16 protein-coding genes and 1 pseudogene are annotated in these 20,106 nt (G+C 66.1%); 7 read left to right on the top strand and 10 right to left on the bottom strand.

All coding sequences use genetic code 11. The annotated features are described in order from the left end of the window. Positions 1-60: 60 nt before the first annotated feature. Positions 61-1,836 carry an ABC transporter transmembrane domain-containing protein gene (locus tag H8S47_RS08290; RefSeq protein WP_187503412.1) on the bottom strand — a complete coding sequence of 592 codons (1,776 nt, stop codon included), beginning with the start codon at positions 1,834-1,836 and terminating at the stop codon, positions 61-63. Between the two features lie 162 nt (positions 1,837-1,998). Between H8S47_RS08290 and H8S47_RS08285 the strand changes: the two genes are divergently transcribed. Beyond that, positions 1,999-3,231: a polyhydroxyalkanoate depolymerase gene (locus H8S47_RS08285; protein WP_187503411.1), complete on the top strand. Its 1,233-nt coding sequence runs from the start codon at positions 1,999-2,001 to the stop codon at positions 3,229-3,231. Between the two features lie 36 nt (positions 3,232-3,267). Here the strand turns inward: H8S47_RS08285 and H8S47_RS08280 are convergent, their stop codons facing one another. The 3 genes from H8S47_RS08280 to H8S47_RS08270 all read right to left on the bottom strand — a co-directional run bounded on the left by H8S47_RS08280 (position 3,268) and on the right by H8S47_RS08270 (position 5,842). Beyond that, the gene (locus tag H8S47_RS08280) at positions 3,268-3,750 is read right to left on the bottom strand and encodes a pyridoxamine 5'-phosphate oxidase family protein (RefSeq protein WP_187503410.1); all 483 of its coding nucleotides are present in this window, start codon (positions 3,748-3,750) and stop codon (positions 3,268-3,270) included. Between the two features lie 396 nt (positions 3,751-4,146). Further along, complete coding sequence (locus H8S47_RS08275) at positions 4,147-5,325, bottom strand: acetyl-CoA C-acyltransferase (RefSeq protein ID WP_056490984.1); 1,179 nt, start codon at positions 5,323-5,325, stop codon at positions 4,147-4,149. 64 nt (positions 5,326-5,389) lie between these two features. After that, positions 5,390-5,842, bottom strand: a complete 453-nt coding sequence (locus tag H8S47_RS08270; RefSeq protein ID WP_187503439.1) for a MaoC family dehydratase — start codon at positions 5,840-5,842, stop codon at positions 5,390-5,392. Positions 5,843-5,999: 157 nt separating this feature from the next. Between H8S47_RS08270 and H8S47_RS19205 the strand changes: the two are divergent. Then, positions 6,000-8,928 (top strand): annotated as a pseudogene (locus H8S47_RS19205) (L-glutamate gamma-semialdehyde dehydrogenase). 382 nt (positions 8,929-9,310) lie between these two features. On the opposite strand, the gene H8S47_RS08260 reads toward H8S47_RS19205, so the two are convergent. Beyond that, positions 9,311-10,486, bottom strand: a complete 1,176-nt coding sequence (locus H8S47_RS08260) for a mechanosensitive ion channel family protein (RefSeq protein ID WP_187503409.1) — start codon at positions 10,484-10,486, stop codon at positions 9,311-9,313. A gap of 11 nt (positions 10,487-10,497) precedes the next feature. After that, positions 10,498-11,568, bottom strand: a complete 1,071-nt coding sequence (locus tag H8S47_RS08255) for a DNA topoisomerase IB (protein ID WP_235982697.1) — start codon at positions 11,566-11,568, stop codon at positions 10,498-10,500. 63 nt (positions 11,569-11,631) lie between these two features. Between H8S47_RS08255 and H8S47_RS08250 the strand changes: the two genes are divergently transcribed. After that, a complete protein-coding gene (locus tag H8S47_RS08250) occupies positions 11,632-12,195 on the top strand; it encodes a type 1 glutamine amidotransferase domain-containing protein (RefSeq protein WP_187503408.1) in 564 nt (187 codons plus the stop codon). Positions 12,196-12,215: 20 nt separating this feature from the next. Here the strand turns inward: H8S47_RS08250 and H8S47_RS08245 are convergent, their stop codons facing one another. Beyond that, the gene (locus H8S47_RS08245) at positions 12,216-13,556 is read right to left on the bottom strand and encodes a putative O-glycosylation ligase, exosortase A system-associated (RefSeq protein ID WP_187503407.1); all 1,341 of its coding nucleotides are present in this window, start codon (positions 13,554-13,556) and stop codon (positions 12,216-12,218) included. Beyond that, positions 13,549-13,704: a hypothetical protein gene (locus H8S47_RS08240; RefSeq protein WP_187503406.1), complete on the bottom strand. Its 156-nt coding sequence runs from the start codon at positions 13,702-13,704 to the stop codon at positions 13,549-13,551. The genes H8S47_RS08245 and H8S47_RS08240 overlap by 8 nt, the downstream gene beginning before the upstream one ends. A gap of 98 nt (positions 13,705-13,802) precedes the next feature. On the opposite strand from H8S47_RS08240, the gene H8S47_RS08235 reads away from it, so the two are divergent. The 3 genes from H8S47_RS08235 to H8S47_RS08225 all read left to right on the top strand — a co-directional run bounded on the left by H8S47_RS08235 (position 13,803) and on the right by H8S47_RS08225 (position 17,701). Continuing rightward, positions 13,803-15,014, top strand: a complete 1,212-nt coding sequence (locus H8S47_RS08235) for a TIGR04063 family PEP-CTERM/XrtA system glycosyltransferase (protein WP_187503405.1) — start codon at positions 13,803-13,805, stop codon at positions 15,012-15,014. After that, complete coding sequence (locus tag H8S47_RS08230) at positions 15,011-15,880, top strand: hypothetical protein (RefSeq protein WP_187503404.1); 870 nt, start codon at positions 15,011-15,013, stop codon at positions 15,878-15,880. The genes H8S47_RS08235 and H8S47_RS08230 overlap by 4 nt, the downstream gene beginning before the upstream one ends. A 252-nt stretch (positions 15,881-16,132) precedes the next feature. Further along, a complete protein-coding gene (locus tag H8S47_RS08225; protein WP_187503403.1) occupies positions 16,133-17,701 on the top strand; it encodes a spinster family MFS transporter in 1,569 nt (522 codons plus the stop codon). Positions 17,702-18,070: 369 nt separating this feature from the next. Here H8S47_RS08225 and H8S47_RS08220 read toward each other — a convergent pair whose 3' ends face one another. Beyond that, the gene (locus tag H8S47_RS08220) at positions 18,071-18,607 is read right to left on the bottom strand and encodes a superoxide dismutase family protein (RefSeq protein WP_187503402.1); all 537 of its coding nucleotides are present in this window, start codon (positions 18,605-18,607) and stop codon (positions 18,071-18,073) included. A 52-nt stretch (positions 18,608-18,659) separates the two neighbouring features. Continuing rightward, entirely contained in the window at positions 18,660-19,217 is a 558-nt protein-coding gene (gene thpR, locus H8S47_RS08215; protein ID WP_187503401.1) for an RNA 2',3'-cyclic phosphodiesterase, read from the bottom strand. 122 nt (positions 19,218-19,339) lie between these two features. On the opposite strand from thpR, the gene H8S47_RS08210 reads away from it, so the two are divergent. Next, on the top strand, positions 19,340-20,089 hold the full coding sequence (locus H8S47_RS08210) for a Bax inhibitor-1/YccA family protein (protein WP_187503400.1): 750 nt from the start codon (positions 19,340-19,342) through the stop codon (positions 20,087-20,089). Positions 20,090-20,106 lie beyond the last annotated feature (17 nt).

Genomic DNA, 20,106 nt, shown 5'->3' with positions numbered 1-20,106 from the left:
CCGGGCAAACGGAGCGCTTGTAGACTGTCACGACCCGAAACGCTCGAACTCGTTATGGCTCTACGCCGCCTCGTTGAACTGCAGGCTCGCCAGTCGCGCGTACAGTCCGCTGTTGGTCATTAGCGATCCGTGTGAGCCTTCCTCGACGATCTGGCCGTCGCTCATCACGATGATCCGCTCGGCCGCGCGGACGGTGGCGAGGCGGTGGGCGATGACCAGCGTGGTGCGGTTCGCCATCAGCCGTTCCAGGGCTTCCTGGACTAGCCGCTCGCTCTCCGCGTCGAGCGCGCTGGTCGCCTCGTCGAGCAGCAGGATCGGCGCATCGCGGAGGAGCGCGCGCGCGATCGTGACGCGCTGGCGCTGGCCGCCCGACAGCCGAGCGCCGCCTTCGCCGAGGAAGGTGTCGAGGCCCTCGGGTAGTTTGCGGAGGAACTCGGCGGCGTTGGCGGCTTCGGCGGCCGCCCAGAGCTGGTCGTCGGTCGCGGACCAGTCGCCGTAACGGAGGTTGTCGCGCGCCGAGGCGCCGAAGATGATCGTTTCCTGTGGGACCATCGCGATGCGGGCGCGGACTTCCGCCGGGTCGGCGTCTCGCAGGTCGATGCCGTCGAGCGTCACGCGCCCGGCGTCGGGATCGTAGAAGCGCTGGACCAGCTGGAACAACGTGGTCTTGCCCGCGCCCGACGGGCCTACGACGGCGACCGTCTCGCCCGGCTTCACGTCGAGCGAGAAGCCGTTGAGCGCGGCGACGTCGCGGCGCGTCGGGTAGTGGAACTGCACCCCCTCGAACGCGAGCGCGCCGCGTGGCGGTTGGGGCAGGGCGACCGGGTTGGCGGGCGCGGCGATCTCGGGCTTTTCGCGGAGCAACTCGGACAGGCGTCCGGCCGCACCGGCGCCGCGCAACAGGTCGCCGTACACTTCGGTCAGCGCGCCGAACGCGCCTGCGACGATGCCTCCGGTCAGGACGAACGCGGCGATCGCGCCACCGCTGATGCGGCCGGCGGCTACGTCGATCGCACCTTCCCACAGGACCAATGTGATCGATCCGAAGACGAGGCCGATGACGATTGCCGTCATCACCGCGCGGAGCATGATCCGGGCGCGAGCCGCAGCAAACGTCGCGCCGACCGCGTCCGCGAACCGCGCGGCCTCGCGGTCTTCCTGGCCGAATGCCTGCACGACCTTCATCGCGCCGAGCGTTTCGGTGGCGATCGAGCCGACGTCGGCGACGCGGTCCTGCGACGTGCGCGAGTAGTTGCGGACGCGCTTGCCGAGCAAGGCGATCGGCAGGATGATCAGCGGGATGCCGATCATCAGCATGCCCGCGAGTTTCGGCGAGATCGCGAACAGGTAGATCAGCCCACCGATGCCGGTGAAGGTGTTGCGGAGTGCGATCGATACCGTGCTGCCGACGACCTGTTCGATCAGCGCCGTATCCGATGTCAGGCGCGAGGCGATCTCGGACGGGCGGTTCTCCTCGAAGAAGCGCGGCGTCAGGCGTAGGAGGTGGCGCTGCACGTTGGTGCGAATGTCTGCGACGACGCGCTCGCCTAGCCACGACACGTAGTAGAAGCGCACTGCGGTCGCGAGCGCGAGCACCACGACGATCATTAGCAAATAGTGGAACGAGTTGGCGACCGATCCGCCCGCACCGGGGCCGAAGCCGCGGTCGATCACGCGCTTGAATCCGTAGGGAATGCCGATCGTCGCGGCCGACGTCATCATCAGCGCGAGCCCCGCGAATGCGATCTGGTGGGGGTATTGGGAGGCGTGACGCCACACCATCGCAAGATCGCCGATCCGGCGGGACGTCTTCTCTTCGGGTATCGGCTTGGCCATGCGCGGTGCCTAGCAGTGGCGGGGGTGGCGCTCAACGAGAACCGGGCGTCGCAGAGAGCGGTGATCCGGTCGCGCGGGACGGAGCGGCGGTCGATCGCGCGTTGCACTGCGGCAAAATTGCGTTACCACCGTGCAAAGCCCGATGAGGCGAGAGGATACCGCATGCTCTACGATGCCTATGAATTCCAGCGTTCGATGATGGCCGGCGCCAGCAAGATGGCGAGCTTCGGCGCGGATATGCTCAACGATCCGGCAAACCCGTTCGCCTATTTGGGCGGCGGTACGGTGGTCGCATCGGCGCTCGAAGTGTTCGCACACGCGAATGCGACTCGCGGAAAGCCTGCCTTTGGGCTCGACACGACGACGATCGACGGCCGCGAGGTCGCGGTGGGCGAGGAGATCGTGTTGCGGAAGGACTTCGGGCAGCTGAAACGGTTCGTGCGCGAGGGTGTGGAGGACGGTCCGAAGCTGCTGATCGTCGCGCCGATGTCGGGCCATTATGCGACCTTGCTGCGCGGGACGGTCGAGCGGATGCTGCCGTTCGCCGACGTCTACATCACCGACTGGCGCGATGCGCGCAGCGTGCCGCTGTCGGCAGGGCGGTTCGATCTCGACGACTACATCGACTACCTGATCGAATATCTGGAGACGATCGGCGCGAATGAGGGGCAGGGGGGCACGCACATGCTCGCCGTCTGCCAGCCTTCGGTACCATGCTATGCCGCTGTCGCGTTGATGAGCGCGGACAAGAACCCGTGCCGTCCGAAGACGCTGACGATGATGGGCGGTCCCGTCGATACGCGCGAGGCGCCGACCGCAGTGAACACGCTGGCGACCGAGCGGCCGCATGCGTGGTTCGAGCAGAACGTGATCGCGACCGTGCCGGGCAATTATCCGGGTGCGGGTCGGAAAGTGTATCCGGGGTTCCTGCAGCTTGCCGGGTTCATGTCGATGAATCTGGGCAACCACATGGTCTCGCACTGGGAGATGTATAAGCATCTCGTCCAGGGAGACGGCGAAAGCGCGTCGCAGAGCCAGGATTTCTACGAGGAATATCGCTCGGTCTGCGACATGACCGCGGAATTCTATCTCCAGACGATCGACGTCGTGTTCCAGAACCATGCGCTGCCGCGTGGGATCATGACGCATCGGGGTCGGCTGGTCGATCCGGCGGCGATCACCGATATCGGTCTGCTCGCCGTCGAGGGTGAACGTGATGATATTTCGGGGTTGGGCCAGACCAAGGCGGCGCTGACGCTGGCGACTGCGCTACCCGAGGATAAGAAGCGTTACCTCATGGCGGAAGGTGCTGGCCATTACGGCATCTTCAACGGCTCGCGCTGGCGGGACAAAATCGCGCCAGTGGTGGAGGAGTTCATCACCGCGAACGGGTGAGGAAAACGGGCAGCCCTCGCAGGCTGCCCGCATTCGTTAGGCGATCGAGTTTACCACCGCGTGGCTGCTCGACTCGTCCGAACGGATCGTGCCGCCGAACAGCATCTTGAGGCGGCCGCCGATCGAGATGTCGGTTTCCCAAAGCTCGGCGCTGTCGATGTCGAAGCGCAGGAGCGTCAGGTTGGGGTCTTCCTTGCCGCCCGGAAACCATGCCTCGACCTGGTTGTTCCAGAGCTTGTCGATCTGCGTGCGGTCGTTCGACGTCGAGACGTCGCCCGCCATGCAGGCGAAGAAATCATGGCCCTTGCCGACGAACTGCGCCATCGCCGCGCCGCCCTTGGCGATGCGGTTGTCGCGGCCGGCGAAGAAGAACAGCGTGTTGGGCTGATCGTCGTCGATCTGCGCGGTCATCGGCTCGGAATGCTCACCGTCATGCAAGCCGATCATCACGAACGGGCTGGCCTTCAGCTTCTCGATGAACTTCGCTGCGACTTCCTGCGGGGTATCCTTGTCGGCCATCGTCATTCTCCTATTGGCTTGGATTGCCACTGAGAACGGGCGGGGCGTGGGTTGGTTGCGCGCGGCCGGCCGATCGGCGCATGCGATGCTGCTTGGTGAATGCGCGCGCGACGCGCCATGGTGTCGGCGGCAGCAGTTCTGCTGTCGACCAGAAAGGATCGAGAATGTCTCTCACCGATCTGTGTCTGATACTAGGCGTGCTCTTCGCCTTTGCAACCTTGGTCGTGAAGATCATCGAAGTGGCACGTCGAGGATAAGCACACGGGCGGGGTTTGGTCTGCAAGCCAAGCCCCAAACGTATTAGAGCCCCGACCGCTGCAACGGTCGAGGCTCCCAGAAAGGCGAGAATGTCCTTCGCCTAACTCTAAATATCCCTTTGCCGGATACCTTGCAAGGTCACAGCACTTCGAACAACCCGGCTGCGCCCATGCCGCCGCCGACGCACATCGTGACGACGACGTACTTCGCGCCGCGACGCTTGCCTTCGATCAGCGCGTGGCCGGTCGCGCGGGCGCCGGTCATGCCGTAGGGGTGGCCGATCGAGATCGCGCCGCCGCTGACGTTGAGCAGTTCGTCGGGGATGCCGAGGTTGTCGCGGCAGTACAGGACCTGCACCGCGAACGCCTCGTTCAGCTCCCACAGGCCGATATCGTCCATCTTGAGGCCGAAGCGCTTGAGTAGCTTGGGGATCGCCACCACAGGCCCGATGCCCATCTCGTCGGGCTCGGTGCCGCCGACCGCCATGCCGACATAGCGACCGAGCGGCTGGAGCCCGCGCTGCGAAGCGATCTTCTCTTCCATCAGTACCGACGACGACGAGCCGTCCGACAGCTGTGATGCGTTCCCGGCGGTGATCGTGAAGTCGGGGCCCATCACGGGTTTCAGCGACTGCAGGCCCTCGAGCGTGGTGTCGGCGCGGTTGCCCTCGTCCTTGGTGATCGTCACGTCCTTGTAGGTGACCTCCTTCGTCTCCTTGTTGACGATGGCCATGTTGGCGTCGACGGGGATGATCTCCGCGTCGAAATAGCCCGCGGCCTGCGCGGCGGCGGTGCGTTGCTGCGACTGGAGCGCGTAGGCGTCCATCGCGTCGCGGCTGATGCCGTAGCGCTTGGCGACGACCTCGGCGGTCTGCAGCATCGGCATGTAGACGTCCTTGTGCATCGCGATCAGCTGGGGATCGGGCGCGACGCGCATCTGCGGGGTCTGGACGAGGCTGATGCTCTCGACGCCGCCGCCGATCGTTATGTCCATGTTGTCGGTGATGATCTGCTTGGCCGCGGTGGCGATGGCCATCAGGCCCGACGCGCACTGGCGGTCGACCGACATGCCCGAAACGGTGACCGGGAGGCCGGCGCGCAGCAACGACGTGCGGGCGATATTGCCGGCCTGATGACCCTGCTGGAGCGCGCAGCCGAAGACGACGTCGTCGACTTCGGCGCCGTCGATACCGGCACGCTCGACCGCTGCCTTGATCGAATGCGACGCCAATGTCGGCGCCGGGGTGTTGTTGAAGCCGCCACGATAGGCGCGGCCGATGGGCGTGCGGGCGGTGGAGACGATAACGGCTGAGCGCATGATAAACCTCTCGAAAAGCTGGCGAATGGGGAAAGAAGATTAGGCCGGGTTAGGCCAAGATCGGTTATTTGGCGGAAGGAGGCGCGACGAAGACCTGGCTGAGCCATTCGGCGATCAGGGCGGGCTTGTCCTGACCCTCGATCTCGACGGTGAACTCCATCGATTGCTGCCACTGGCCGGGCTTTTTCTCGTTGAAACTCAATAGCTTGAACCGGCCTCGTACCTTGCTGCCGGAACGGACGGGGCTGAGGAAGCGGACCTTCTCGCCGCCATAGTTCACGCCCATCATCGCACCCTCGATCTGCGGCGCGTCCGGCACCTTCGACGACAGCAAAGGCATCAGCGACAGCGTCAGGAAGCCGTGTGCGATCGTCCCGCCGAACGGGGTCTGCGCGGCGCGAACCGGATCGATGTGGATGAACTGGTGGTCGCCGGTCGCATCGGCGAACTTGTCGATCATCTCTTGCGTGACCTCGACCCAGTCGGAAACCGTCTCGGTGCCGATGCGCTGCTGCATCTGCGCGGTGGTGATCGTCGCCACGGCATTCCCCTCAAAGCTCATTTGGCGCTAAGCGCTGAAATGTCTCTAGGCGTACAGGCAAGCGGATCGCAAGCCTCACCCAACCGGAAGCTGGAAAATGTCGACTGCCGTAACGTCCAATGCCCGTGATATCATGGCGAAGCTGTACCGCGCGAGCGAACCCGATGTTCTAAAACCGTTGCTGGACCGCGCCGCGCTCGATTCGGATTCGCGTGAGCGGGTGATGGGGCATGCGCTGGGACTGCTCGCGGACCTGCGGGCGGCACAGAGCAAGGGCTGGGTGAACCAGTTCCTGCAGGAATATCGGCTCAATTCGTCGGAGGGCGTCGCGTTGCTGTCGCTGGCGGAGGCGTTCCTGCGCGTGCCCGATCCCGAGACGGCGGATCTGCTGATTGCGGACAAGCTGGGCGATGCCGATTGGCGGGCGCACGCGGGGAAATCGAACTCGAAGCTCGTCAATTCGGCGACCTGGGGTCTGGTGGTCGGCCGCGTGCTGGTCGGCGAGGGATCGACCGGGCCGCTGCGGCGCCTGATCAGCCGCGCGGGCGAGCCGTTCGTGCGGCAGGCGGTCGGCGCGGCGATGAAGATGATGGGCGAGATCTTCGTGATGGGCCGGACCATCGACGAGGCGATGAAGCGGATGCGCCGCCCTGAGAACAAGGGCTTTACGGCGAGCTTCGACATGCTGGGCGAGGCGGCGCGGACGCATGCCGATGCACAGCGATACTTCCAGGCGTATGTCGGTGCGGTCGATGCGGTCGGGCGCGATCCGGCGGCGGGGCACTCGATCTCGGTCAAGCTGTCGGCGTTGCACCCGCGCTACGAGGTTGCGCGGTGGAACGAATGCGTGCCTGCGCTGACCGAGATGCTGGAGGCGCTGGCGGTGCAGGCGGCGTCGAAGGGCATCGCGCTGACCGTTGATGCGGAGGAATCCGAGCGGCTGGAGATGAGCCTGGATATCATCGGCGCGGTCGCGGGGCTGCCGTCGCTTAAGGGCTGGGACGGGTTCGGCATGGCGGTGCAGGCGTATGGCAAGCGCGCGCGGCCGGTGATCGAATGGGCGAACGGGCTGGACCGCGTGATGAACGTGCGGCTGGTGAAGGGCGCGTATTGGGATAGCGAGATCAAGCGCACGCAGGTCGAGGGGCTGGCGGACTATCCGCTGTTCACGCGCAAGGCGGCGACCGACGTGTCGTATCTGGCCGTGGCGAAGGACATGCTGGCGGCGGAGAATATCCGGCCGGCGTTCGCGAGCCACAATGCGCTGACGGTCGCGACGATCATGGAGTGGGCGGGCAACTCGCGCGATTTCGAGTTCCAGCGGCTGCACGGGATGGGCGACGGGCTGTACGAGCGGCTGGTGCAGGAGAACGGGTATCATTGCCGGGTGTATGCGCCGGTCGGGGGGCATCGCGACCTGCTGGCGTATCTGGTTCGGCGGTTGTTGGAGAACGGGGCGAATTCCAGTTTCGTGCACCAGTTGGCGGACGAGCGGCTGACCGAGGCTGAGATTTTGGCGGATCCTGTGGCTAAGATCGCTGCGGTCGGGGGGAAGCGGCATCCTAGCATTCCGTTGCCGGTGGATTTGTTCGGGGCCGGGGGGCACCGGAATTCTGCGGGATTGGATTTGAGTGATGTGGGGACGCTGGAGGCGACGGTTGCTGCGGTGAATTCCCCCCTCCCGCGTGCGGGAGGGGGACCAGGTTGCGGCTGCCATCGGTCGCGCGCATGCGGCGTTTCCGGCTTGGTCTCGGACGCCGGTGGATGATCGGGCGGCCTGTCTCGAACGGCTCGCCGACCTGCTCGAGAAGCACCGTGACGAACTGATGGCGATCTGCGTGCAGGAGGCGTTCAAGACGATCGCGGATGCGATCGGCGAAGTGCGCGAGGCGGCCGATTTCTGTCGCTATTATGCGCAGCAGGCGCGGACGAACCTTCAGGCGATCGAGCTGCCGGGGCCGACCGGCGAGCGCAACATGCTGCATATCGAGGGCCGCGGTGTCTGGGCGACGATCGCGCCTTGGAATTTCCCGCTGGCGATCTTCCTCGGCCAGACCGTGGCGGCGCTCGTGACGGGTAACAGCGTGGTCGCCAAGCCTGCGCCGCAGACGCCGCGGATCGCCGCGCTTGCGGTTGCGCTGGCGCATGAGGCGGGGGTGCCGGCCGACGTGCTGATCCTCGTCACGGGCGGGACCGAGGTCGGCGCTGCGCTGACCGCGGACGTGCGGATTCAGGGGGTCGCGTTCACCGGGTCGACCGCGACGGCGCGCAAGATCGCGCGGGCTCTGCTCGACGACGATAGCCGGCCGATCGTGCCGTTGATCGCCGAGACGGGCGGAATCAACGCGATGATCGTCGATTCCACCGCGCTGCCCGAGCAGGTGGTGGCGGACGTGATCGCGTCGTCGTTCCGATCTGCGGGGCAGCGTTGCTCGGCGTTGCGGCTGCTGCTGGTGCAGGAGGACATCGCTGACGGCGTGATCGAGATGCTGTCGGGCGCGATGGAGACGTTGCGGATCGGGCGTTCGGGTGATCCGGCGACCGATGTCGGGCCGGTGATCGACCAGGCGGCGTACGACAAGCTGATGGCGTACCGTGAGAGCGTGCGCGGGCAGTGGCTGAAGACGCTCGACGTGCCGACTGATGGGCTGTTCGTGCCGCCGACGCTGGTGCGGATCGGCGCGATCGAGGATCTGAACCAGGAATGGTTCGGGCCGATCCTGCATGTCGCGACGTGGGAGGCGGGCAAGCTCAGCGAGACGATCGCGCGAGTAAATGCGAAGGGTTATGGCCTGACGATGGGTCTGCACAGCCGCATCGCGCGGGCGGCCGAAGTGATCGAGGCCGAGGCTGCGGTGGGGAATCTGTATATCAACCGGTCGATGATCGGCGCGGTTGTGGGGTCTCAGCCTTTTGGGGGCGAGGGGTTGTCGGGGACCGGGCCCAAGGCTGGCGGGCCTCGGTATTTGTACCGGTTCTGTGCGGAGCGGGCGGTTTCTGTGGATACGACTAGCGCCGGGGGGAATGCGACGTTGCTGTCGTTGGATGAGGGTGGGATTTAGGGATCTGCTCATAGGAACTCAGCCTCCGAACGGCTCACAGAGTACCTTTCCGGCTTCATAGCGCCCTCCCCGGCGGAGGCCGGGGTCCAGGTGGGGGACGTAGCCGATGAGTGTTGCGCTTAGTTACTGCGACCTCACCAACTGGGCCCCGGCCTTCGCCGGGGTGGTGCCGGGGTATGGCAGCGGGCTCGTCACGCCGAGCTTGGTCTGACAGCGGCAGCTTCGCGCTACCCTAGCAAGCATTGTTTCCCCGCGAAGGCGGGGACCCAGACTGGGCTCCCGCCTTCGCGGGAGAACAAGGTGGGGTAGCGCTGCCCTAACAAGCGCGTACCTTCCGATGGCGAAGGGGGAAGGCGAAGGCGTCGAGCTGCCTGGTGGACAATCAGGCGGGCGTTGCCTCCGCGTCCGACCGTCGCCCCTCGGGATACGGCATCACCATCGAGCCATCCGGCGCGGCCATCATGTTGACCTGGGTCGGGAAGGCGATCTCGATCTTCTCGTCGTTGAAGCGCTTCAGGATTGCGATGCCGACCGCGGTGCGGCCGTCGTAGAAGCTCGCGTAATCCGGCCCCTTGCTGTCGAACTGGACCTCGAAATCGAGGCTTGACGCGCCGAAGCCGGTGAAGCCGGCGCGGGTGAAGATCTTGTCGTTGGCTTCGACGATCTCCTTCAACATCGCGGGGATGCGCGAGCAGACCTCCGGGGGCGTCGAATAGGTGACGCCGATGATGAACTTCGCGCGGCGGTGGTTGCGCTGCGTGTTGTTGAGGATCTCCTTGTTGAGGAGGTTCTTGTTCGAGATCACGCGCTCCTCGCCGTCGATTCCGCGGATGCGCGTGGATTTGAGGCCGATCGCCTCGACGCTGCCCGAGGCGGTGTCGTAGCTGATCGAGTCGCCGCGGCGGAACGGGCGGTCGAAGATGATCGCGAGCGCGGCGAACAGGTCGGCGAAGATGCCCTGTGCCGCCAGGCCGATCGCGATGCCGCCGACGCCGAGACCCGCGACGAGGCCGGTGACGTTGACGCCGAGATTGTCGAGCACCACCACCAGCGCGACCGCGAAGACCACGAACGTGACGAGCAGACGGATCAGGCCCATCGCCGAGAGCAGCGCCTCGCCCGAATAATGTTCGGACTGCGTGCGGTGCTCGATCGCGCCGAGGATGATCTCGCGGACCCAGACGGCGGCCTGCATGACGGCGGCGACGGTGAAGAGGAAGTCGATCGTCTTCGATACCTCGCCGGGGGCGGCGGAATAGCCGGAGACCAGCTTCGCGGCGAGCATGACGATGAAGAAATTGCCGGTCCGTGCAATCGCCTTGCCGACGACCAGCCCCCAGCCGTTCAGCGCGCGCGGGCGTTCGCAGAGCTTGCTGCCGAAGCGGCGTGCGGTGTGGAGGACGAGGACGATGACCGCACCGATCCCGAACGCGATCAGGATCTGGAGCCAATAGGCCTGGACCCAGGCGATGCTGGCTGTGACGAAGCCCTGGGCGTGATCGCCAACATCGCTTGCGTCGAAGATCGGTTGCTTGGCGGCGGCAGTGGTATTGGTCATGGAGATACTCGTCAGGCCGCTTTTGCGATGGTTGCAACAGCGGGGGTTGCAACGGCGGGCGTGCCGGCTTCGAGGAAGGTGATCAGGCCACACTCCTCGCGGCTCATGTAGCGCTTGGCGCGGGGGAGGCGGAGGGCCTTGCGGAAGGTCGATTGGCCGGTCTTGACCAGCGCGATCAGCGACGGGTGGACATAGCTTTTCCGCGCGATCGCGTGGGTATTGCCGAGCCGTGCGACGACGGGTTCGAGCATCGCCTTCAGGCTGAGGTCGCGTTCGGCCGACGCAAGCGCCTCGAACGCGGCCACGCTGGCGGCCCAGGTGCGGAAGTTCTTGGCAGTGAAATCGGTGCCGGTGACGTCGCGGATGTAGCAGTTCACGTCGGTCGAGGTGACCGGATGCGCGACGCCCGCGTCGTCGAGCCAGGCGAACAGATGCTGTTCGTCGAGGTCCTGGCATTTCTTGACGAAGCTGCTGAGCGAGCGGTCGGTGATCTTGAGCGTCCGCATCTTGCCGGACTTGCCCTTGTATTGGAGCTTGAGCGTCGCGCCCTTCACCTCGCCGTGGCGCTTGCGCAGCGTGGTCGCGCCGAAGCTCTCGTTCGCTTCGGCATAGGCTTCGTTGCCGATGCGGATATGGCCGCCGTCGAGCAGGCGGATGACCGCGGCGACCGCGCGTTCGCGGGAAAGCGAGCGTTTGCGCAGGTCGGCCTCGACCGCCTTGCGGATCTTGGGGAGGGCGTGGCCGAAATCGGCGCAACGCTCGTATTTGGCGGCTTCCTGCGCTTCACGGAAGCCGGCGTGATACCGGTATTGCTTGCGGCCCTTCTCGTCCCAGCCGACCGCCTGGATATGGCCGTTGGGCTTGGGGCAGAACCACGCGTCGCCATAAGCCGGGGGCAGGCCGATTGCGTTCAGCCGGTCGATCTCGTCGCGGTCGGTGATGCGCTCGCCCCTGGCATCCCAATAGCCCCAGCCGTTCCGCATCTTCTTGCGGGTGATGCCGGGCTTGGAGTCGTCGGAATACACGATCTTGGTGGGCAATGCGGTGGTCCTTCCGGTCTCGAAATGTTCGGGGGGACGCATCGTTCCGGAACGACCCGCGCGACGCGGGGTTGAGAGGGCACGGGATTTCACTGGAGACATGACATGACCGATCTTTCACAAGCTCGCGTATTGATGCTCGCTTCCGACGGTTTCGAGACCGTCGAGCTGTTCGAACCGAGGAAGGCGCTGGAGGCGGCGGGCGCGACGGTGCAGCTCGCCTCGATCAAGATGGACCCCATTCAGGGCATGAAGGGCGACATCAACAAGGCCGAGACGGCGACGCCCGACCTGACGCTCGACGAGGTCGATACCGACGATTACGACGCGCTGGTGCTGCCGGGCGGCGTCGCCAACCCCGACACGATGCGCCAGCAGGAGCGCGCGATCGAGATCATCACCGAGTTCATGGAAGACGGCAAGATCATCGCCGCGATCTGCCATGCGCCGTGGTTGCTGGCCGAGGCCGACGTGATCGATGGACGTCGCGTGACGAGCTTCCCGTCGATCCGGACGGACTTGGAGAATGCGGGTGCGGACGTGGTGGACGAGGAGGTCGTGGTCGACGGCAATTTGATCACCAGCCGCAAGCCGGACGACATCCCCGCGTTCAACAAGGCGATCATCGCGGCGCTGGAGGAGGAGCTGGCGGACGAGCCGGTCGACTGACGCTATCTGCTCCCCTCTCGCTAGCGGGAGGGGAGTGCCCGGCGCATCGGGCGGAACGTCTGTTCGCTGCGCTTGCGCGTGAGATAGGTGTCGAGACCGATCTGCGCGCCGATCAGCATGTAGACGAACGGCTGGAACGCGATGCCGACGAAGGCCGCGCCGAACAGATAGATGATCTGCCCGCTCTGAAGCGCGGCTGCGAGCGGCCCCGCCCAGGCAAATTCGCTGGCCGGGTCGGCGTAGCGGCGGCGGAGGATTTCCATCCTGAAAACGCCGATGAAATTGATCGCGAGCCATAGCGCGAGTCCAAGATAGCCCTGTTCGCCCAGCATCTCGAAATAGGCACTGTGGAACGCGCGGGCCTTGTCGGTCTCGACCCGCGGGCCGGGTGCGGCGGCGGCGCCGGTGCTCTTCAGGTCGTAGCGGATGCGGTTGCCGCGATACGCCTCGAAGCCGCCGCCGAACGGATGGGTCTTCGCGTATTCGATCGTCCATTTCCACACCGCCAGCCGCGTCGAGGCGGATTCGTCCGCGTCATAGGTCTTGATGGTGTTCATCCGGTCGGTGAACGCGGAAGGCAGGAACGGGATCGCCGCCAGCCCGAGCGCCGCCACCGCCGCGAGGTACAGCGCCTTGCGCTTCACCGCGCGCACCGACAGCACCGCCAGCAGGCCGATGCACACGAGCCCGGTACGCGTCGAGGTGCCGACCGGGATCAGCAGGCACGCGAACACCAGCGCGAGGCAGAAGCCCTTCACGCGCCAGTCGGGCTTGAAGATCGTGCCGTGGACCATGAACCAGAAGATCAGCGGGATGATCGCGATCGCCACCGCGCTGATCGTGCTGCCCTCGTACAGCCCCGAATTATTGTCGACCATGAGGTTCAACTGGCCGTAGCCGCCGCCGCCGCTGGCGATCGTCTTGATCCCGCCGACGATGATGATCGACGAGGCGGAGAGGATCATGAACAGCAGCAGCGCCTCTATCCGCAGTCGCGTGCGCAGCGTCAGCGGCAGGAAGGCGGCAAAGATCAGCGTCTTCCAGACCCAGTCCCATTTCTCCTTGGCCTCGACCGGAAAATCCGCGCCGATCGTCGTCACCCAGCAATAGAGCATGAGCAGCACGATCAGCACCTGCCGCCCGCCGACGCGGGTGTCGCGCTTGTCGTCCGCGAGGATCCACCCGCCGACCGCCAGCGCGACCGCGATCAGCGAGATCGGCACGCTGTTGAGCAGGAGGTAGGTCAGCCGCTGTGGCGAGACGATGTCGATATAGACATAGACGAGCACGAGCAGGAACGGCCGCTTGAAGCCCATCGCGAAGAACGCGAGCAGGAAGGCGATGAACGCGAGATCACGCATCGCGGCGAGGTTTCTCTATTGGCGCGCGCTTCTTTTCGGGTGCGTCGTGCGGGCTGGGCTCGCGGTCGAGGTCGGGGCGCTTGAGCAGCAGGAATGCGGCGAGCATCATCAGCCCGTGGCTGAGACCGAGCGCGAGATTGTCGATCATGGGTTCGGCCTCCTTTCCTGTGAGGGCTTTTCGAGCTTCGTGCGTAGCCCTAGTCGGTTGACGCGCCGTTAAGCGATCTGTGGCAGACGACGTCCACGATGCGTATCCTTCATATCCTCGATCACGGCCTGCCGCTGCAAAGTGGCTACACGTTCCGCACCCGGGCGATCCTCAAGGCGCAGGAGGGGCTGGGGTGGACCGTCGCGGCGGTCACCGGCCCGCGCCACGGCGTTGCGCCTGCGTCGGTGGAGTCCGTCGACGGGCTGACCTTCTACAGGACGTCGGCCGGGGTGAAGCCGGGGCCGGTCGGCGAGATGGTCGGAATCGCGGCGTTCGCCAAAAGGATCGAGGCGGCGGTCGATGCCTTCAAGCCCGATATCCTCCACGCGCATTCGCCGGTGATCGACGCGCTCGCCGCCCTGATCGTGGCGCGCAAGCAGAAACTGCCGCTGGTGTACGAGATCCGCGCGTTCTGGGAGGATGCGGCGGTTGGCAACGGGACGGGGACGGCGACGTCGTTGCGCTACCGGGCGACGCGGGCGCTGGAGACGTGGGCGGTGCGGCGCGCGGATGCGGTGGCGGTGATCTGCGAAGGGCTGCGCGGCGATCTAGTCGCGCGGGGCATCGCGGCGGACAAGATCGTCGTCTCGCCCAACGGCGTCGATCTCGAGCTGTTCGGGAACTCGGTGCCGCGCGACGATGCGCTGGGGGCGGAACTCGGGCTCGACGGCGCGGACGTCGTCGGGTTCATCGGCAGCTTCTACGATTACGAAGGGCTCGACGACCTGATCGCGGCGATGCCGGCGCTGGTCGCGCTGCGTCCCAAGGCGCGGCTGTTGATGGTCGGCGGCGGACCGATGGAGGCGGCCTTGCGCGCGCAGGCGGAGGCGTCGCCGGTGGCCGACGCGATCCGCTTCGTCGGGCGCGTGCCGCACCAGGAGGTCGAGCGTTATTACGGGCTGGTCGATATCCTCGCTTACCCGCGCAAACGGATGCGGCTGACCGATCTGGTCACGCCGCTGAAGCCGCTCGAGGCGATGGCGCAGGGGCGGCTGGTGGCGGCGTCGGATGTCGGCGGACACCGCGAACTGATCCGCGACGGGGAGACGGGGACGCTGTTTCCGCCCGACGATCCGGCCGCGATCGCGACGGCGTTGGCGGCGATGTTCGTGGATCGATCGGGCTGGGACGAGCGGCGGGCGCGAGGACGTGCATTTGTTCGCGAAGAGCGTAACTGGTCGTCAAACATTCGCCGCTACGATCCTTTGTATCGGCGGCTGATGATGGCCGCTGCACGGGAAAATCGATGATTGCGCTGACCCGCCAGACCTTGATCCGCTCGCTGCCGGTGTACGGCGCGGTGGTCGGCGGCCTGATCGCTGCCATGAGCGTGCTGCTGGCGTCGACCGAAACGCTGGAGTCCGCGGTGTGGACGACGGGCGTGGCTGCGCTGGTGCCCGCCGCCGCGCCGCCGCTCGGGACGACCGCGCGCGCGCTGTTGGCGCTGGGGAGTGGGGCGCTGGTCGCGGCGTTGCTATGGTCGTCGCTGTTCCTGCTGTTCGGGCCGGGCGGGGTGTTCGCGAAGGCATCGCCGCGCGAGGACGGCGTGCCGGTGATCCGCCGCGCCGACGCGCATCCCGACGCACCGCCGCGCAAGCCGATGTCGGCGGCGGATCTTGGTACGCCGATGATGGAAGTGGGTGTCGGGGCTGGTCTTGGTACTGGGCTTGCTACTGGGCTTAATGCTGGGCGCGACGAGCGGACGATTCCGGCCGATCTCGACCAGCCGCTCGCGGCGTTCGATCCGAAGGCCATCCTGCCGGTGCCGATGGAGCCGGTGCGGCCGGTTTCTCCGTTGGCGCAGGCGATGGTCGCGCCGGTGGTGGAGTCGTCGTCGACGGCGGAGCCCGACACGTTCGTGACGGCGCCGTTGGTGGAACCGATCGAGCGGCCGGTGGAGGTCGCGGAGGACGGGGTTGCGGAAGCCGGTTTGGCTGAGGACGGGGTAGCGGAGCATGAGGTAGCGGAGTGCGGGGCGCCTGAAATCAATGCACCTACGCCGATTGCCCGCCCTGCGCGTGCGACGGGCGAGCCGACCTCGCCGCCGACGATCGAGGCGCTGTTGCGGCGGCTCGAACAGGGTGCGCTGCGTCGGGGGCGTATCGGTACGCATTGAGGCTTGAGCCCACCGCTCCCCAGGAGGCTGCCCCGAACTGCTCCCCTCCCTGGAAGGGAGGGGTTGGGGGTGGGTAGGCCGGCTTTTGCCACCGTCGGGCGAACTTGGGGAAGCCGACCCACCCCCGACCCCTCCCTTCCAGGGAGGGGCGAAGAATTGGCTCTGCGCTGGCGTACCCGATCGCCTCGAAAGCGCTGTTTCTCTTTTCTTTCGTCTGATACCCATAGCTCGAAAACATAACGAGGAGGGGTCATGGCGGGTGCCGAAACCATCGTGGGCGAGCGGGAGGCGGGCGCGTCGCGCTATGCCTGGTACGTGCTGTCGGTCCTGTTCCTCGTCTATGTCCTGAACTTCGTCGACCGGCAGATCATCTCGATCCTGGCGGAGGACATCAAGCGCGACCTGGGGTTGAAGGACCAGGATCTCGGCTTCCTGTACGGCACCGCGTTCGGCGTGTTCTATTCGCTGTTCGGCATTCCGCTCGGGCGGCTGGCGGACAATTGGCACCGCGTGCGGTTGATGACGATCGGGTTGTCGTTGTGGTCGGTGATGACCGCGCTGTCGGGCTTTTCGCGGACTGGCGGGCATCTGGCGGCGGCGCGGATCGGGGTCGGGATCGGCGAGGCTACCGCCAGTCCGTCGGCCTATTCGATCATCTCCGATTATTTCCCGAAGCGGCTGCGGGCGACCGCGCTGTCGATCTATTCCGCGGGCCTGTATGTCGGCGGCGGCTGTTCTTTGTTCATCGGCGGGCTGATCGTGCAGGGCTGGAACCGCGCTTATCCGGGGGGCGGGCCGCTTGGGCTGGTCGGCTGGCAGGCGGCGTTCATGGCGGTCGGCCTGCCGGGGCTGCTGCTGGCGATCTGGATCGCGACGTTGAAGGAGCCCATTCGCGGACTGGTCGAGGGACTGCCCGAGCCGGAGAAGCATCCGGCACCGTTCCGCGCGTTCGGTGCCGAATTGGTGACGATCGTGCCGCCGCTGACGTTGATCGGTGCGGCGATGGGCGGCGCGCGAGCGCTCGGGTATAATATCCTTGCGCTTGCGGTGGTGACGGCGGCGGTGTCGGGGCTGGTCGCGGCGGGTGAGCCTTGGCCGCAATGGGTGGCGATCGGGATCGGCGTGTATGCGGTGTTCTCGTGGGCGTCGGCGTTGAAGCGGCGCGATCCGCCGACCTTTGCGCTGATCGTCGGGACGCCGGCGTTCCTGTGCACGGTGGTGGCGTATGGGCTGAACGCGTTCCTGAGCTACGCCGCGAGTTTCTGGGCTGCGCCGTATGCGTTGCGTGAGCTTGGCGCGACGCCGGCATCGGCTGGGTTCATGATCGGCAGCCTGGGGGCGACGGCGGGGTTCCTGGGGCTGACGATCGGCGGGGTGGTGTCGGATCGGTTGCGGCGGGGCAATCCGGCGGGGCGGCTGTGGGTGGTGATCTTCGGTGCGGTGGTGCCTGTGCCGTTCCTGATCCTGGCCTTCACCGCGTCGTCGTCGACCGCGTTCTACACGGGGATTTTTCTCGCGCAGTTGACCGCGTCCTGCGCCTTGGGTGCGGCGGCGGCGACCACGCAGGACATGGTGTTGCCGCGGATGCGGGGGACGGCGACGGCGACGTTCTTCATCGGGACGACGCTGATCGGGCTGGCGCTCGGGCCGTATATGGCGGGGCGGGTGTCGACGCTGACCGGGAGCCTGTCGATCGGGATGTTGTCGTTGCTGGTGGTGACGCCGATCACGCTCGCGTGTGCGGTGGCGGCGTACCGGCTGGCGCCGCGGGCGGAGGCTACGCGGGAGGCGCGGGCGAGAGCGGCGGGGGAGGTGGTTTAGGATTTTTGCGATCCTCCCCCGCCAGGGGGAGGTGTCGCCGTAGGTGACGGAGGGGGAGGATACGGAGCAGGGGTTGCACTTACCTCCCCCTTCGTCTGGCAAGGGCCAGCTACCTCCCCCTGGCGGGGGGAGAATCGACCCATGTCCTAGTTCGGGCTGTCTGCCTCTTCCCGTTCGTCCTGAGTGGCCGTCGAGTTGCTGCGGTAGCAGCGTATCGAGACGGCGTATCGAAGGACAGGTTGGCGCGCGGAACCCATGCTTCGATACGAGCCCTCGATACGCTTCTGCGAAGCTACTCGGTCTCTACTCAGCACGAACGGGAGGGAAATTACCTTTAACTGCGGGGGATCACGCCAACCCTGGTTAGCATCACCCCGCCTGGAACACACCGCAGGCGATCCGTCCGCCGCTGTTGCCGGCCGGGTCGGTCATCAGGTCGTCTGGGCCCGCATGCACCACGAAGGCCGAGCCGTCCGCATCCATTAGGCCAGCCATTGTCGCGCCCGGGATCGTGATGCCGAGCGTGCCGCGACCATCGGTGCCGATGATCAGGTTGGGGAGGTCGCCCTCATGCGGGCCCTGCGGGTTCATGCTGCCATGCTTCATGCCGGTCGGGTTCCAGTGACCGCCCGCGGTCGTGAAGTCCGGGGCGTCGCAGCGGCCGACCATATGGATGTGCGCGCCGTGCGTGCCGGGGGGCATCGCCATGGCGTCGAGCGTGAAGCGGATGCCGCCCGCGACTTCGGTGGCGGTGGCGCGGCCGACGTCGGTGCCGGTCGCGGTCTGGAGCATCGCGGTGGCGCGCTGGCCGCCCGCCATTGGCGTGCCTGTGTCCATCCCGCTCTTGTCGCAGGCGCTGAGGCCCATCGTCGCCGCGCCGAGCAGTGCCAGTGTCGCAATACGCATGTCGTTTCTCCCTGTTGATCTCGTGATCTCTTGGCGAACCCTTCGCCGTCGCTCAGGTTCCGTCCCCGCTATCGAGCGCCCAGCGCGCGACCGGTTCGTAGGTCGCGCCGTCGCGGCCGAGATGGCTTTGGTACAGCACGAGATGGGGTAGCGGGAAGGGCGCGCTCGACAGGGCGGCGTGCGCTGCCAGCCACGCGTCGATCGCGAACCCGACGCCGGCCGATCGCGCCAGTCGTCCGACCGTGACGTGCGGCAGATAGGCGCGGCGTTCGGGGTCCAGCCCCGCCCGGACGCAGGCCTGGTCGACCTTGCGGTGGAGCGCGGCGAGGGCGTCGTGCGGCGTCACGCCGACCCAGAGCGTATCGGTCCGGCCGCGCTTCTCGAAGCGACCGACTCCGGTTAGCGACACGCGCGGCGCCGGCGCGACGACCTGGCTTAGCGCGACCGCGATATCCTCGGCGACGGGCCGCTCGACCGGGCCGATAAAGCGCAACGTGAGGTGCAACTGCTCGTCGTCCTGCCAGCGTGCGGCGGGGACGCCCTCCATTATGTCGAGCAAGCTCTGACGGATAGCCGGCGGCGGGCGGAGGGCGACGAAAAGACGGATCATGGATTGCGGCAGGTTAACCGCGAACGACGGCGCCGATGCAACCACTCAGCTTGAAAAACGTCCTGTAAAAGACGATATTCACCGTAACCGGCATTATGCCGGACAAAGGAGCTGATTTCACAATGGCTAATTGGTCTGACCCCCGGCCCCGTGCCGCGCCGTTCGGAACGACGGCCACGGGCCAGCGTACCGAGGCCTATGACGCTGGTCTCCGGTCGTACATGCTGTCCGTGTATAATTACATGGGCTCGGCTGTCCTGCTGACGGGCATCGTCGCGATGCTGTTCGCATGGGGCGGCGCACAATCGCCTGCCGCCCAGGTGTTCATGAGCGGCGGCATCCTGAAATACGTCATCATGTTCTCGCCGCTCGCGATCGTGTTCGGCATGAGCTATGGCCAGAACAAGATGTCCACGGGCACGATGCAGATGCTCTTCTGGGGCTTTGCCGTCCTGATGGGCTTGTCGATGTCGACCATCTTCCTGGTCTATAGCGGCACGTCGATCGCGGGTGCGTTCTTCGCCACCGCAGCCGGTTTCGCCGGTCTCAGCCTGTACGGCTACACCACGAAGCGCGACTTGTCGGCGTTCGGGACGTTCCTGATCATCGGCGTCGTCGGCCTGCTGGTCGCGAGCCTGATCAACATCTTCCTGCAGTCGAGCGTAATGCAGCTGGTCATCAGCGCGGTCGGCGTGCTGCTGTTCGCGGGCCTCACCGCCTACGACACGCAGCGCACCAAGGCGCTGTATGCACAGGTTGCCGGCACCGACATGATCGGCAAGGTCGTGATCATGGCGGCGCTGAGCCTCTACCTCGACTTTATCAACATGTTCATGTTCGTGCTGCGTCTGTTTGGTAGCAGCCGTAACTAACGCCCGCTAAGGGTGTG

This window comes from Sphingomonas albertensis (assembly GCF_014358075.1).
GTDB lineage: Bacteria > Pseudomonadota > Alphaproteobacteria > Sphingomonadales > Sphingomonadaceae > Sphingomonas > Sphingomonas albertensis.
The sequence above is the reverse complement of the archived record's forward strand: the minus strand, read 5'-3'. Positions and strand labels throughout refer to the sequence as shown.

Excerpts from the sequence above, each read along its gene's own strand:
- H8S47_RS08290 (WP_187503412.1), bottom strand. The coding sequence starts at position 1,836 with ATGGCCAAGCCGATACCCGAAGAGAAGACGTCCCGCCGGATCGGCGAT.
- H8S47_RS08285 (WP_187503411.1), top strand. The coding sequence starts at position 1,999 with ATGCTCTACGATGCCTATGAATTCCAGCGTTCGATGATGGCCGGCGCC.
- H8S47_RS08280 (WP_187503410.1), bottom strand. The coding sequence starts at position 3,750 with ATGGCCGACAAGGATACCCCGCAGGAAGTCGCAGCGAAGTTCATCGAG.
- H8S47_RS08275 (WP_056490984.1), bottom strand. The coding sequence starts at position 5,325 with ATGCGCTCAGCCGTTATCGTCTCCACCGCCCGCACGCCCATCGGCCGC.
- H8S47_RS08270 (WP_187503439.1), bottom strand. The coding sequence starts at position 5,842 with ATGCAGCAGCGCATCGGCACCGAGACGGTTTCCGACTGGGTCGAGGTC.
- H8S47_RS08260 (WP_187503409.1), bottom strand. The coding sequence starts at position 10,486 with ATGACCAATACCACTGCCGCCGCCAAGCAACCGATCTTCGACGCAAGC.
- H8S47_RS08255 (WP_235982697.1), bottom strand. The coding sequence starts at position 11,568 with ATGCGTCCCCCCGAACATTTCGAGACCGGAAGGACCACCGCATTGCCC.
- H8S47_RS08250 (WP_187503408.1), top strand. The coding sequence starts at position 11,632 with ATGACCGATCTTTCACAAGCTCGCGTATTGATGCTCGCTTCCGACGGT.
- H8S47_RS08245 (WP_187503407.1), bottom strand. The coding sequence starts at position 13,556 with ATGCGTGATCTCGCGTTCATCGCCTTCCTGCTCGCGTTCTTCGCGATG.
- H8S47_RS08240 (WP_187503406.1), bottom strand. The coding sequence starts at position 13,704 with ATGATCGACAATCTCGCGCTCGGTCTCAGCCACGGGCTGATGATGCTC.
- H8S47_RS08235 (WP_187503405.1), top strand. The coding sequence starts at position 13,803 with ATGCGTATCCTTCATATCCTCGATCACGGCCTGCCGCTGCAAAGTGGC.
- H8S47_RS08230 (WP_187503404.1), top strand. The coding sequence starts at position 15,011 with ATGATTGCGCTGACCCGCCAGACCTTGATCCGCTCGCTGCCGGTGTAC.
- H8S47_RS08225 (WP_187503403.1), top strand. The coding sequence starts at position 16,133 with ATGGCGGGTGCCGAAACCATCGTGGGCGAGCGGGAGGCGGGCGCGTCG.
- H8S47_RS08220 (WP_187503402.1), bottom strand. The coding sequence starts at position 18,607 with ATGCGTATTGCGACACTGGCACTGCTCGGCGCGGCGACGATGGGCCTC.
- thpR (WP_187503401.1), bottom strand. The coding sequence starts at position 19,217 with ATGATCCGTCTTTTCGTCGCCCTCCGCCCGCCGCCGGCTATCCGTCAG.
- H8S47_RS08210 (WP_187503400.1), top strand. The coding sequence starts at position 19,340 with ATGGCTAATTGGTCTGACCCCCGGCCCCGTGCCGCGCCGTTCGGAACG.